Below are 14,479 nucleotides of genomic sequence, written 5' to 3' on the forward strand. Positions count from 1 at the left end.
ATAAAACATTACCAATCTCTACAATCCAAAAAACAAAAAAAGCAACCCATGCCACATCCTAAAATCTAATCGAAACCAATCAACCGACCCTAGCCCAATCAACAACCGTCCCACTAATACCAAACCAATCAACTCTCACCAAAATCCTTACCAGTAACCAACGCTTTTCAATCTCTAAATCTCTTCAACCTACCACCCGCTACGCCCACAGGGCGAGCAAGGCTGTTGGAAACATGAAGCAAGATGCACGGAGCGGAGGAAAGGGAATAAGGGGAAAGGGCGACCTTGGAGCCGCGGGAATCTTCATTCACTCCCATTCCAAAAGATTCCCGCGGCTCCACCGGAGTCCCGTCCCCTTATCCCTTCCCGAAGCGCTCCCCCGCATCCAAGCTAAAGTTGTTCCACCACAGCCAAGCAGAAAGGAGTTATTTATGTCCAAACGCATGTACACCTACTATTGGATGACGATACCCGCCGTGCTGCTGTTTTTTCTTTTCCTGACCTTACCAGCAATCCAAGGCGTATATTACTCGTTCACCAATTACAACGGCTTCGGTCAAACGTACGACTTTATCGGACTGCGTAACTATATCAATCTGTTTACCGACAATGTCGTCGGTGACGCGTACTGGTTTACGATCAAGTTCGCTGTTGTGGTCACTATACTCGTGAACATTTTTAGTCTGGTCATTGCACTGGGATTGAATGCAAGTATTCGATTCCGCAACTTCTTCCGAGGAATCTACTTTCTACCCAATATCCTCAGTGTGCTGATCGTCGGCTACATATTCAATTATCTGTTCTCCAATGTGTTTACCGTTTGGGGGCAATCGCTGGGCATCAACGCCTTGTCTACCAACATCCTTGGTAACGAAAGTCTTGCTTGGATCGGGGTCGTGATCGTTGCTGTTTGGCAGGGCATCGCGCTCAATACGATTTTGTATCTTGCTGGGTTACAGACGATTCCGAGCGATGTGTATGAAGCATCCAGTTTGGACGGAGCGAGCAAATGGCGCGAGTTCTGGAGCATTACCTTCCCGCTGATCGCTCCATTTTTCACGATCAATATGGTATTGGCGATGAAGAATGCGTTGATGGTGTTTGACCAGATCGTTGCATTGACCAACGGTGGACCCGGACGTGCCACACAGTCGATCTCATTTCTGATCTATACTGGTGGGTTTGAGGGCGGAGAGTTTGCATATCAGTCTGCGAACTCAGTCATCTACTTTATCGTAATTGCCATCATTTCGATTCTGCAAATTCGCTTCCTGCAAAGAAGGGAGATGGATATGTAATGAAGGAATTTACCAAAACGAATTGGCCAGTTAATATTCTGGTCGCGCTCGGTACAATTATTATTCTGTTCCCGCTCTATATGGCGGTAACGATTGCATTAAAAGACCCGCAGCAGATGGCGCAATCGCTGTTCGGCTTGCCGACGCAGTGGCGGTTTGACAACTTTGCCAGCGCCATCAAAGTGACCAACTTCTTCCAAGCGTTCCGTAACAGTGTGATGGTTACAACTGCAACGGTGCTACTGACGCTGCTGACAAACTCGATGGTCGCTTATGCGATTGGACGCAATATGGAGCGTAGCAAGTTTTTCAAAGGTCTGTATTTCTACTTTGTCAGTGCGATGTTTATCCCATTTCCGATCATTATGCTGCCGATCGTCAAGCTGACCGCTGCTCTGCATATGACCAATCTGGTCGGGCTGACCATTTTGCATACTGTGTACGCGCTCGCGTTTAACGTGTTTGTGTATGTGGGCTATATTCGCTCGATTCCGGTGGCATTGGAGGAAGCGGCGACAGTGGATGGTGCGAGTACATGGGGTACATTCTGGCGTATTATTTTCCCGCTGATGGCGCCGATCAATGCAACGGTGGGGATTCTGGTTTGTCTATCCACGTATAATGACTTTTTACTGCCGCTCATTATTATCAGCGACCAGAGTATGTACACACTGCCGCTGGTGCAGTACATTTTCCAAGGGCAATTCAATACAGACTACAATCTGGCATTCGCTTCGTACCTGCTGGCAATGTTGCCGATAATTATCATCTATCTGTTTGCACAGAAATGGATCATTAGCGGCGTAACGCGCGGTTCGGTAAAATAAACGTCATGGGATCATCAAACGTATCGTATGGTAGCATACGCTGGTGTAAGAAGTAGGCTTCCTGTATTGCCATATGAATGGGAGGAGAGCCTACGAGCCTGATGTTTACAACAAAAATAAGCCTGTTATCGCAGTTGTTGCGGTAGCAGGCTTTTTTTTGATGGAATGTTGCACTGGAATCATGGGCAAGAGAGGTAGAGTATAGGGAGCATTTCATTTCCTATATATTATACTAACTTTTATATTGTAACTATAATTAGTATAATATATGATGGTGATGTATACCTTATTTATCCATCTTATCCAGTTTATCAAGGAGGGTTTTTCCATGCACAATGAAGGCTATATGTTGAAAAATGGTACCGTGTTGACGCTGGAATCTTCACTTGGTTCTTTGAAACAAGCGGATGTTGTGATTCGCGGCAATACAATTGAACAGATTGGAACGGATATTCAGCTGCCATCGGAAGGGTACGAGGTGATCGATGCCTCTGGCATGATTGTGTTGCCGGGCTTGGTCGATACGCATCGGCATGTATGGGAGTCGCTCGTGCGCACAGCAGGAACCAACTGGTCGTTGCCCGTTTATTTGCAAAATTTGTACTATGGCGGTTTGGGCAGCAAGTTACGCCCGCAGGATAGTTATATTGCTAATCTACTCGGTTCTTTGGAAGCGCTTCATTCAGGCGTGACAACGCTGCTTGATTGGAGTATGCCGTATTCGCCGGAGCATACCGATGCCTTGATCCACGGCTTGCAGGAATCCGGCATCCGAGCGGTATTTGCTATGGGGGTCAATGGGGAGACGGAATATTGGAACCGTGACAGCAAGCTCGTCATCTCGGATGATGTATATCGAGTGAAAAAGCAGTATTTTGCTTCAGATAACCAGTTATTGACGATGGGATTAGCGATTCGTGGTCCAGAATTTAGTCATTGGGATACAACGGTGAAGGAGATTGGCATTGCCCGCGAACTGCATGCGGTCTGTTCGATGCACATCGGCTTTGGCAGCTGGGGAGCACAGGATCGTTCGGTAACACGCTTGTATGAAGCCGGATTGCTAGGACCGGATTTGAACATGGTGCATGGCAACAAAATGGCAACCGATGAATATAAAATGCTCGTGGACGCTGGTGCTTCGCTATCCGTTACACCGGAGGTGGAGATGATGATGGGACACGGCTATCCAGCGACTGGCTTTTTCCTAGAGCAGGGCGGCATTCCGACACTTGGAGTGGATGTGGTGACATCGACTGCGGGCGATCTGTTCGCTCAGATGAAATTTGCGTTGCAGGCGGAACGAGCACGAGTGAATGAACAGATTCTAGCGGAAGGGCAAATGCCGGGCGAGCTGAATGTACTCGCTGGACAGGCGCTCGAATTCGCTACCACGGCAGGTGCGCGGGCGCTGCGGTTAGACGACCGCATCGGATGCTTGAAACCGGGTCATCAAGCCGATGTGATCATGATTCGCACAGATGAACTCAATCTGTTCCCAGTGATTGATCCGGTTGGGGCGGTTGTGCAATTCGCCAATGCGTCCAATGTGGATACCGTCTTCGTAGCGGGACGTCCGGTGAAACGTCACGGCAAGCTGGTGGGTATCGATATGGAGCGCATTCGCCGTCTGGCACAGGAAAGCCGTGATTATTTGGCTTCGCAGTATACCTTGAGCGATGCAGATCGTGTGCTGTATTCCTAACAGATAACAGATAACTTATATTTATAACTGGTAATTGCAGGAGCCTGCTCAGGTTAGTCGTTGAGTAACATTCAGGATAACGAGCACACGTTTCATTGAATAGGGAACAGCAAATACCGCAAGCCCTGACGATAGGAATAGTCCGAGCTTGCGGTATTTTATACCTTTATCGTTATTTATAGTTCCCCAACCTCACTGCTCAACTCGTGCAAACTCAGCATTGGAGGTTGGCGTTTGAAACGAAGCGGACCAGTCGCAGAATAACGCATAATCCTTTTCTACCTGATCGGCATAACCGTACGCCCAGCGGGAGATGTGCTGGACAAAGCCGTCCGGCTTGTCACCCATCGCCTTGGCGATTTCGCGTTCACTGTGGTAATCCAGAATGCCGCTGCTGAGATCAGAATCAGCGCGAGCGTGCATTTTGGCAGTCAGACTGCCCATGACAGACAGGATTTTGTTCATGCAATCGGTATCGGTAATATGCTCCAGCTTGAGACGTTTTTTGTAAGGAGAACGTTCACGCACGTAGAAGTCGCGTCCATCGAGCGTAATATAGCCGAGATAGGCGTCCGCATGATGGTGCATTGCCTGCTGCGTTGTTGTCACGCGCTTGCCCTGCTGGGCAAATGTACGCCAGAACGATTCGCTATACGGGAGGAAATAAGCCGGAACAGGTGCGCGTACTTCCTTCACTTCCAGCACCAAATCGTCGTTGCCCTCCTGCGCTGCACCGCCCTCGATCAGTACATAATAGCGATCCAATCCGATGGATGCCGTACCGGAGCCATGCTTGATCGCAATATCCTTGATCCGGTAATGGTTCACATCATCCTCGCAGCACAATAAAGTCTGCTGGTAATCACTCCATGCCTGCTCTAGCAGCTGCTGTTCTTGAGCAGAGGGCACGACCAGCTCACTATTTTCCAAAAAGACACGGTCGCTCTGCATGACCGCCGTTACCTTTTCCAGAAAATGTCCCTGACGGCGTTTCTCTAGCTTGCGTAGCAACTTGCGAACTGGACCGCTAGCGTGCTTCTCATCCATAACGTATTTGCCCGGATCATCCTTTTTTTGTGCAAAGCGGTGAATCTGCTTGTAATAACAGCGGGCATAATGCTCTAACACATCCAATTGCTGAGCTTGATCGTATCCCAGCTGCCGAGCCACAAGCGCAATACTAACCGACATACGCAGCACATCGTACAGATATGAGCCTACATACCCCTCGTCAAAATCATTTACATCATAGACGATCTCGCCGGACTCATTACGAAATGCGCCAAAATTCTCAAAATGCAAATCCCCTTGAATCCACGTCGGTCGCTCTACTGGTGTATGATACGGAAAATAATGCCGGGTTGCGTCAAAATAGAACAAATACGCACTCCCGCGAAAAAACGAAAATGCCGATTGCGACATTTTGCGATACTTTTCCGCCCGTTTATCGGTATCCAGCTGCATGATCTTGCCGTCAAATTCATCCAGCACTGAGATCAATGTATCGCGGCGCAGCTTATTACGCGTAATAATCACATTTTGCGTTATGCTATTGTTCATCCTGATCCGCTCCCTTCGTTCCACTTCCATGTTGCTCTAATCATAGCGTAAAGGATGCACTGGTAAAAGTGCAATATTCCATATCTTCTTCTACATCATAGGATGATACAATGCGTTGTTAGCGTCTGTGTAGTTGGCGTTGATAGGGATAAAAGGTATAATGTGGATGTAAGTAAATGTAGGTGTGCGTATAAGTAAGAAGAAGCAGAAGCGAGCATGAAGAGATCGAATCGAAGAGAAGCAGTACATAGACAACAACAATACATATAGACGGGAGACATCACAATGAACTGGAAACCTTCATGGAAAATGAGTGCGAGTGTCGTTGTTCTAGGCGTATTGATGGCGGGCATGTATACGATATTACTAGATAGATATGATCAAATGGATCTGGCGTTCAATCTTATCTTCCTTTGTATTCTGTACACCAGTGCCGTCATACAGGGCATTCAATGGTTTAGCAGAGGTGAACAAGTGAGCATCCGCCAGAATATCATGCGCAGTGCGGCGTATACGCTGTTATTTAGTGCTTCCTTTGTTGCAGGTGGGCTATGGATGGGAGCTGCGTTCAGTGCTTTGGTTCTGATCGCTATCATTTGCATTTTGTATGGAACGATTTTTAGCCTGAAGGATTTCAAAGGAATTTTTCGGAATGGATGGGGAACGTTTCTGACCATTATGTCGGCTCCGGTGTTATTGATCATATGGTTGGCGATGTTTGGCACGAATAGCAGTGAAAGTATGAATCGAATGATGATCTACCAATACCTTCTGCTTGGAGGCGTAATTTACTGGATTTTGTTTACGATTGCTGTAACGGGATTCAAGCGCTATCTGTTGAAATAATCTTTGTTGAAGGAATCTCTGCGAAGGAAAATGACTATAGGATGCTCATTCTAGAAGCAAGCCTTTCCGTTCATAAGATCGGAAGGGCTTGTTTTGTGTATGGTACGGATGTGCTTGTATAGCTTCGTAGTCAGCTTTGCATAATGTATGTGTATGCCGTATTACAGGTCTTTGGAAAATACACCAAATGTCTCGCGCTTTTGCCAGCCGCTGGCGCTCCAAAATTGCTGTCCGTTGGTGTTGCTGTCCATAACGAATAGATGCGCTTTGTGAATGCCTTGCGCTGCGAGCGCTGCTGTACTGGCATCCAGCATTTTGCGAGCAATACCCTGACCGCGACAGGTGGGATGCACAGCCATATGATACAGATACGCGCGTCTACCGTCATGCCCGGCAAGCAGTGTACCGACCAGTTCATGTCGGTCTTCATAGGTGTGGACAGCTACATAACAGCAACCAGCATTGCGTTCCAGATAACGCTGAATGTGGTCTTGGGAATCGGCTTCACTTAATGCCATTCCTTCGGTGTTTTGCCAGAGCTGAATCATATCTTTGTAGTCAGTGATGTTCATTTCACGAATGGTAAGCACGTATGAATTCTCCTTTGCAGAGGGTGATGTGATAAGAGCGAATGGATCGTCTATTTCCGTATATACACATCGGATAACAGACGAAAAAGATGGATCAAGGAATCGAAACTAGGAGCGTTTGTTCTATATTATGATACAACGCTCCAATTTTGAATTGTTGTTCGGAAATTTTCAATTTTTTCTGGTAATTATGGTTAATAAGCCTTAGCATAGAAGTAGAAACCGAATAATCCAGTCAGACAGGCTGCTCCGCACTGTCTGATTTTCCGAAGCGGAGCCTTAACTTGTAATATTATCAGTGTAATCCTTCAGGAGGCAATCCTTTGAATATAAAAAAGAATATGAAAAAATGGCTGTTTTTGGCTTTGATTTTGAGTGCAGTATGTATTGAAACGGTATCGGCGGCACGCTTGCAATCGTGCCAGAATCAAGCCAGTATGGCGAACCAGTCGGTTCCAAACAACGCAGTTGCTGTGAGCGATACGGTGAGTGATAACGACGAAGCAATCGGCGACGACGATCGTGGCAATCGTCAAATCATCGCATCGGATAGCGATCTCGGTGTGCAAATCGATGGTATCGCTGACGAGGAGGGCATGTATGAACAATTGACTCTGCGTACATCGGTCTTCCAATGTAGCCTGTCTGGCACACAGGTACAGAACCCGACCTATGCTCCGCAGATTTTCACCGCCGATCTGGATGGTGATGGACAGAAAGAATGGATCATTAATCTGACGTCCGGCTATGGCACCGGAGTCGAAACCAATACAGTACACGTATTCCGCCAGAATGGTGACAGCATTCCGGTTCAATCGTTGAAGGAAGCAATCGACAATCAATTCAGCTCCACTGTACAAGGCAGCAATCTGGAGCTTACGTTAAACGGCAAAACCAGTCAGATCCCGCTCAAGCAGCTGGCAGAGCAGCCAGATGTAACGCAGGGCAATGCACCCGTGACAGGTGGTGCGGTACAGCAATATGATGTCCAAGGCAATACATTGTCTGCGACATACTCACTGCAAGTCGGCATGATGACGTATATTGGCGAACTCGACGCCGAGTACAAGTATGAGAACGGAACACTCCAACTGGCACCAGCTAGTCTCGAATTGCAGTAAAAAAGGAATGAGCGCTGTTGCGCTTGTTGACGGTCAATCCATCCTTATAATGAACGAAGAACCATGCAGGATTCATCGGAAGAATCAGCAATTGGTTATCTGTAATCAAGCATTAACCCACAACAAGAAGCGACAGAAAGGAAGTTATTATGAACGCAATATTACCCGGGCAATGATGATCATGACGGGTAAAGCAATCTGTTTGTAACGATTTTTCAGCATGAAAATAATGGGGATAGGAGTGGCAAACCTATCACCTCGTATGGTGTATCGAAGCAGAATGGTTATAGCAAAATGGCACTGCAATGATCTCCAAAACACTTCGAGTACGGATGTACATGTAGTAGAACAACGAGTAACAGAGAAGGAAAACGAAGAGGAATGACACGGAAAACAAAAGAAAAACGACTAACAAATGAATGGAAAACGAAAATAAATACTAGCTTTTTGGCATCATCATATGGAGAAAATCATATCCTTATGTAGCGGTAAGGCATCAAAAAACATTCCATTTCGATGCAAAAAATCGGCTAGAAAGCCCAAAAAAGACTAGCTCAATATCAGCAAAATCACAGTGGAAATAAACATCGTAAGCACCGATTCAAGCCTAATCAATCTATTGAAAATCTAGCCCTCCAAGGCTTATATTGTGCTGTCATTCAAACTTGTAATCGAATCTACCAGCATCTAAAGCAACGTTAGTTTGATCAAAAACAACAAAAAAAGGCACGGCGCAGATCCCTGTTTTTTTCAAAAAAGACGTATAATTCTGAAAAAAATGGATCATGATCTGCTTTTTTGCCGTACCTTTTTATCGGATTGTATCGTCAGTGCACGCCATTGAATGGTGTAGTCGGAGTCTCACAATGAGGCTTCCAGCCGCTATGTGATCTGCCCGTTGCAGACTTCTCATTGTTCCATTTTCTAATTATCCAGCTCGCGAGCGATGTCTACCAATTCACGGATACCATCGCGAATCTGCTGCTCGCTGGCAAAGGAGAAGCTGAGCCGAATCTGCTGCTGCGAACGTTGGTCATTATGCTCAAATAATGCACCCGGCACAAAACTAATCTGACGCTCCAAGCAGCGGCTAAGCAGTCGCGGCACAGACAGATGATCCGGCAGCTTCACCCATAGACTGAGTCCGCCCTGTGGCTCGTTATATTCCCAGCCCGTTTGCTGCAATTCCTGCTGCATAATCTCTTTGCGAATCCGCAGCGCAACCCGCAATGTATCCAGATGACGATGCAGCCGATCCGACATAAAATAATGCAAAAACACCTTCTGATTGAGCAGCGGTGTACCGCCGTCCACAAGTGATTTGGCGGATAGCAGCGCCTTGAACCACGGCTGTCGCGCTGCGATACAGGCGATCCGCAGACCGGGCGAGATGTATTTGCTAAAGCTGCGAATATGGATGGTATAGCCTTCGGTATCATATGCGAACATCGGTGGCGGTGGCTGCTGGTCAAAGTAAATATCGCTGCATGTATCGTCCTCAATCAGCAGACATTGATGCTGCGCTGCCAGATCGACGACCTGCTTGCGCTGCTCGGCAGGAATGCACAGCCCCGTCGGATTATGAAAGGTCGGATTCACATAGAACAGACGCGGCTTATAGCGCTGCATGATCTGTTCGATCTGCTCCATCCGGTAGCCATTGTGGTCAATATCAACAGTGAGTAGACGAGCGCCCTTTTGCCGAAAGACATCCAGTGCCGTCGCATAGGTCGGCGACTCGATCACCACATAATCGCCCGGACGAATCCATGCTTCAGCGATCAGATGAATCGCCTGCTGCGCGCCGCTGGCAATGAGCAGCTCGGACGGATCAATATGGAATCGAGAATTGCGGCTAAAATATCGTGCCAACAATTGGCGCAGCTCCAAATCACCCTGCACATGAGCATACATGCCTAGCAGCTTCGGATACAGATCAAATACCTTTTTGGTATATTCAGCAAAATAATGATTGGGCAGCAGATTCGGATCGATCAATGCTTGCGAAAATTGGTATCGTGCCGGAAGTCGATGCAATTCGCCCATATTGCCTTCAAATAGCGCAGGCTCTAGCTCATTTTCATTGGTCATTTGGTGCACAGCAGGTGGAGCGACATAATATCCAGATTTGTTGCGCGCGTAGATCGTGCCCTGATCTTTGAGCTGTTGGTAGGCTTTGAATACGGTCAATCGGTGCATACCGCTGTCCTGCGATAACTGGCGTACCGATGGCAATCGCTCATGCGCCTGCCAGTCACCGCGTCCAATGCGTGCTTCGATATAGGCACTAATCTGGCGAAACGAGTGACGGCTATCGGATGCGATAGATAGGCTGCCAGAGCTACTGCTTTGCTGGGAACGAGAGCGTGAAGATGTCATGCTGTTCGACTTCCTTTCCAATTCATATCTAACATGTACGTCTAACATCATGCTTCTATCTAACATGATGCGGTTGGTGTAGATTCATAGAAATGCTTACGTATCTGCTAGCAGCAGATGCTCCTCATAAGATGAAGATCATGTAATCGACAGTGTCGTTAACATACCGATATATAAGGCTCGCCCCTGCTAGGTGTACGTTCATCATAATACGTTGAATAAGTACGCAGAACAGAAACTGTTCTGTCTTACTCCATCTGTTCTATTGTGTCTCCTTTACAATAACAGAACAAAGAGGAGGAATGACAGATGATTATGCTGGGCTATGCCATCATGTGCTTGATCTTTAGCACGACGTTTCTGGCAATCAAGGTGGGAGTGGACGCAGGCTTGCCACCATTCTGGAGTGCAGGGGTGCGCTTTTTTCTGGCGGGTTTGATTCTGATGATCATTATGCGATTAAGCGGCAAAGCCAGCTTTTCGGCATTCTGGCGTAAGGAGACGCTGCTGCTCGGTGGAAGTATGACCTTTATTACATTTGCAGCGTTGTACTGGGCAGAGCAGTATGTGACCTCTGGCGTTGGCGCGCTATTGTCGGCAACGGGTCCGGCGATGGTGCTGTTGATTCGCGCTATTGTGTTAAAGGTTAAAGTGCCTGCGCTTGCCTTTGTTGGTGCAGTGATCGGACTGGCAGGCGTTGGTCTGCTAATGCTGCCCGGATTGTCCGGCAATGTACATATGCTGTGGATGATCGCCTGTGCGGTTGTCATTATAGGGGAGATTGGCTATGCCAGCGGCGCAGTGTATTCCAAAAAGGCAAGTACCGATATGAAGCACATCTCGCCTATTTCACAAAATGCTGCCCAACTTATGCACGGCGGTTGGATGCTGCTGGTCTTGTCATTGATCACCGAGCATAACGATATTCATCTACAAGCGATGATGTCACCGTCTGCCATCGGCTCGCTGATCTACCTGATCGTTGTTGGCTCGATGGGTGGGCATACTTTATTTTACTGGCTGGTGTCGCGCACCAATCCGGTATTCCCATCGACATGGCTGTACATTTCGCCCGTACTAGCATTGGTATTTGGTTGGCTGTTCTATGGAGAACCACTGAGCTGGTTAGTGGCAGCAGGAGCAGTGGTGGTATTGTTCGGAGTGGTTTTGACCAACTTCGAGTCATTGCAATCGCTATTTCGCCAAAAGCAATTGAAGCAGCAAACGCCGCAAGCTTCAGTATCCGATCCTTCCTCAGCAATACAAGCACGCCATCAGGCGCTGAGTGCCAGTGGTCGAACGGTGGAGTGACAGAAGTAGACGAGTAGTATTGTAAAGAACTACTTATAAGAAAAGGAAACACGTAAAATAGAGAAGAACATATATAAAAAGAGCAGACCGCAAAAGGTCTGCTCTTTTTCATATACTAACATTCATTGCTGCTCGACGTTCATCTCATAACGATATAGATATACCTTACTGATTCACAGCGTAAATGCCCGGACGATCATTGATCGGGCTGATCCACAGTGTACCATTGCCAACACTGACCCCTCTTGCATTGACCAGCACATCATTCACATTTTGCTTCGCCAATGCCTGACGTACGCTGGATGTCATGATGGAGGTGTATTCGTTCAGAAATTGCGATTCGTTCAAAATGCTGCGGCGTGTGCCATTGCTAGCATTCACCGTCAGCGGAAAGGATACACGTTTCGCCACTGCATTGCGATTGCCGTTAGCTACGGCGCGCTGAAGGTTGATGTAATAACCGGTAAACTGCTTGGCTGTGCTAAAGCCCGCTATATTTACCAGTCGCTGGCTCAAATTCTGGCTACTGCTGCTACTGGATGAGCTGGAACTGTTGCCGGAGCTGGAATTACTAGAGCTGCTAGAACTGGATGAAATTGATGGTGTAGATGGTGTGGTTGGGGCTGTAGGAGCGGTAGGTGCTGCCACAGTCGCCTCACTCACTGCCGGAACGGTCAAATTGGATGAAGCAGACGCATATGCGGGAACCGACAAGATGATGCCCAGTGCGGCTACAGCAGATAGTGCAGTTGTTCGTTTCGTATTCATCATGATCCCTCCAGTTGGAATATCGTCCTTGTGTAATCCTCGTCTATCTGTACCCATTTTAGCATTATGTGATCCATCATCCTACAAAATTTGTAAAAAGAAGGCGCAGGAAAGCATATAAAAAAGCCGCATTCCGGCACAATATCCGAGATGCGGCTTAGATGATACATAGAATGTGAACGAACAGCAGTGTGATCCTACATTACGATACCATCACGACTCTATAGTAACAAGAAGTCGGTATGAAGATCGGTCTAGTTTTTCAAATGGAATGGTACAGTCGCTACCACGACATCCTTGTAGTTGATCAGATACGCACGCATCAGCAGACTGGTCTGGTTATGCAGAATGCTTTCCCACCAGTGCTTGGTGACGAACTGCGGAATCAGAATCGTAATATGATCCTTCTCGCCCTGTTTCCATTCGACCGTATCAATAAACCGGCGCAATGGACCGAGAATACTGCGATACCGAGAACGAAGTACGATCAGACGAACGCCCGGATTCCATTGCTCCCATTTGCGTTCCATCTTTTCGGTCGATTCTTCGTCAAAACCGACATAGACAGCGACGACATTCGGAGAGAGCGTCTGCGCATAGCTGATCGTATTTTTGACGACCTGCGTAATGCCAGCTACCGGAATGATAATCGTATTGCCTTTGGCTTGCGGTTTGTCGGTATCCAGATCGATCCGAAGCTGTTCTGCCGTATTACGATAGTGGATATAGATTTTGTAGAACAGATACACGACGATTGGCAGGAAGATGAAGATGATCCATACTTGCGCAAACTTCGTGAAGATGAAGATCAGTGTAATCGACAGCGTAGTTAGCATACCGATTGTATTGATGATCAGCTTCAGTACCCAATGTGCTGGTTTGTGCTTGATCCAGCGAATCATCATCCCAAGCTGAGACAATGTAAACGGAATGAATACACCGACTGCATACAGTGGAATCAGACTGTCCGTTTCACCGTGGAACACGATAACGAGCAATGCCGACGCCAGACTGAGGAAAATGATACCGTTCGAGAAGCCAAGACGGTCACCGCGCACCATAAACATATGCGGCATGTATTTGTCCTTGGCAAGCATGAATGCCAGCAGCGGGAATGCCGAGTAGGCGGTATTCGCTGCTAAGAACAGGATAAGGGCAGTAACCCCCTGAATAATAAAGTAGACCACACCGCTGCCGAAGGTCATACGCGCAATTTGCGAAATGACGGTTTCCGTCGCACGCGGGCTGATGCCGTACCAGTAGGCGAGCAAGCTGATCCCGATAAACATACTACCGAGAATCACACCCATCATAACGAGTGTTGCAGCTGCATTGCGTTCAGCAGGCTGACGGAAGTTTGGAATCGCATTGGATACCGCTTCAACCCCGGTCAGCGCCGAACAACCGGAACTAAATGCCTTCAATAACAAGAATAGACTGACATTGGACACGGTTGTCGTCAATTCCGGTGTGGCGGCTACGATGCCTCCGGTCATATATTTGAAGATACCGCTAATAATCAGGAAAAAGATAGAGATCACGAACAGGTAAATCGGAATCGCCAGCACGGATGCCGATTCGGTCACCCCGCGAAGATTCATTAGTGTCAAAAATACGATCATGATCAGCGCAATCAATACCCGATGATCATGCAATGCAGGAAAGGCGGACGTGATTGCATCCGTACCTGCGGACGAGCTTACCGCTACGGTTAGTACATAGTCGACGAGCAGCGAGCCACCCGCGATAAGACTGGGAACTTGACCAAGATTATCCTTGGCGACGATATACGCCCCGCCACCGGTTGGATAGGCGAAGATCGTCTGGCGGTAGGAAATAACGAGAATGACGAGCAATCCCAATACCGCGATAGAGATGGGAACTGAATACCAGAGTGCGGTTACACCCGCTACCATCAATACGAGCAAAATCTGTTCGGTTCCGTATGCAACCGAAGATAGCGCATCGGAAGACAGGATTGCGAGTGCTTTCAGCTTGCCCAGTTTTTCAGCTTCAAGTTCTGCAGATTTCATAGGTCTTCCGATTAAGATACGCTTTAACTTGCCTAACATCT

At 47.5% G+C, this 14,479-nt stretch carries 11 protein-coding genes; 6 read left to right on the plus strand and 5 right to left on the minus strand.

Annotated features, from left to right (window positions below):
• Positions 1-431: 431 nt before the first annotated feature.
• The 3 genes from ABXR35_RS18965 to ABXR35_RS18975 all read left to right on the plus strand — a co-directional run bounded on the left by ABXR35_RS18965 (position 432) and on the right by ABXR35_RS18975 (position 3,830).
• Positions 432-1,298 carry a carbohydrate ABC transporter permease gene (locus ABXR35_RS18965; RefSeq protein WP_367063611.1) on the plus strand — a complete coding sequence of 289 codons (867 nt, stop codon included), beginning with the start codon at positions 432-434 and terminating at the stop codon, positions 1,296-1,298.
• Positions 1,298-2,125 carry a carbohydrate ABC transporter permease gene (locus ABXR35_RS18970; protein ID WP_367063612.1) on the plus strand — a complete coding sequence of 276 codons (828 nt, stop codon included), beginning with the start codon at positions 1,298-1,300 and terminating at the stop codon, positions 2,123-2,125. Before ABXR35_RS18965 ends, ABXR35_RS18970 begins: the two co-directional genes overlap by 1 nt.
• Before the next feature lie 328 nt (positions 2,126-2,453).
• Complete coding sequence (locus ABXR35_RS18975) at positions 2,454-3,830, plus strand: amidohydrolase family protein (RefSeq protein WP_367063613.1); 1,377 nt, start codon at positions 2,454-2,456, stop codon at positions 3,828-3,830.
• 192 nt (positions 3,831-4,022) lie between these two features.
• Here ABXR35_RS18975 and ABXR35_RS18980 read toward each other — a convergent pair whose 3' ends face one another.
• Entirely contained in the window at positions 4,023-5,390 is a 1,368-nt protein-coding gene (locus ABXR35_RS18980) for a DUF2252 domain-containing protein (RefSeq protein WP_367063614.1), read from the minus strand.
• 285 nt (positions 5,391-5,675) lie between these two features.
• On the opposite strand from ABXR35_RS18980, the gene ABXR35_RS18985 reads away from it, so the two are divergent.
• Positions 5,676-6,236: a hypothetical protein gene (locus tag ABXR35_RS18985; RefSeq protein WP_367063615.1), complete on the plus strand. Its 561-nt coding sequence runs from the start codon at positions 5,676-5,678 to the stop codon at positions 6,234-6,236.
• A 161-nt stretch (positions 6,237-6,397) separates the two neighbouring features.
• On the opposite strand, the gene ABXR35_RS18990 is transcribed toward ABXR35_RS18985, so the two are convergent.
• Positions 6,398-6,826, minus strand: a complete 429-nt coding sequence (locus ABXR35_RS18990; RefSeq protein WP_367063616.1) for a GNAT family N-acetyltransferase — start codon at positions 6,824-6,826, stop codon at positions 6,398-6,400.
• A gap of 323 nt (positions 6,827-7,149) precedes the next feature.
• Here ABXR35_RS18990 and ABXR35_RS18995 point away from each other — a divergent pair, with 323 nt between their 5' ends.
• Positions 7,150-7,947: a hypothetical protein gene (locus tag ABXR35_RS18995; RefSeq protein ID WP_367063617.1), complete on the plus strand. Its 798-nt coding sequence runs from the start codon at positions 7,150-7,152 to the stop codon at positions 7,945-7,947.
• Between the two features lie 924 nt (positions 7,948-8,871).
• Here ABXR35_RS18995 and pdxR read toward each other — a convergent pair.
• A complete protein-coding gene (gene pdxR / locus ABXR35_RS19000; RefSeq protein WP_367063618.1) occupies positions 8,872-10,326 on the minus strand; it encodes a MocR-like pyridoxine biosynthesis transcription factor PdxR in 1,455 nt (484 codons plus the stop codon).
• A 309-nt stretch (positions 10,327-10,635) separates the two neighbouring features.
• Here pdxR and ABXR35_RS19005 point away from each other — a divergent pair, with 309 nt between their 5' ends.
• On the plus strand, positions 10,636-11,637 hold the full coding sequence (locus tag ABXR35_RS19005; RefSeq protein ID WP_367063619.1) for a DMT family transporter: 1,002 nt from the start codon (positions 10,636-10,638) through the stop codon (positions 11,635-11,637).
• Between the two features lie 165 nt (positions 11,638-11,802).
• Here the strand turns inward: ABXR35_RS19005 and ABXR35_RS19010 are convergent, their stop codons facing one another.
• Together ABXR35_RS19010 and ABXR35_RS19015 are read right to left on the minus strand one after the other, a co-directional pair.
• Positions 11,803-12,408: a hypothetical protein gene (locus ABXR35_RS19010; RefSeq protein ID WP_367063620.1), complete on the minus strand. Its 606-nt coding sequence runs from the start codon at positions 12,406-12,408 to the stop codon at positions 11,803-11,805.
• A gap of 251 nt (positions 12,409-12,659) precedes the next feature.
• Complete coding sequence (locus ABXR35_RS19015) at positions 12,660-14,477, minus strand: APC family permease (RefSeq protein WP_367063621.1); 1,818 nt, start codon at positions 14,475-14,477, stop codon at positions 12,660-12,662.
• Positions 14,478-14,479 lie beyond the last annotated feature (2 nt).

Origin of the sequence: Paenibacillus sp. JQZ6Y-1 (assembly GCF_040719145.1) — a bacterium.
GTDB lineage: Bacteria > Bacillota > Bacilli > Paenibacillales > Paenibacillaceae > Saccharibacillus > Saccharibacillus kandeliae.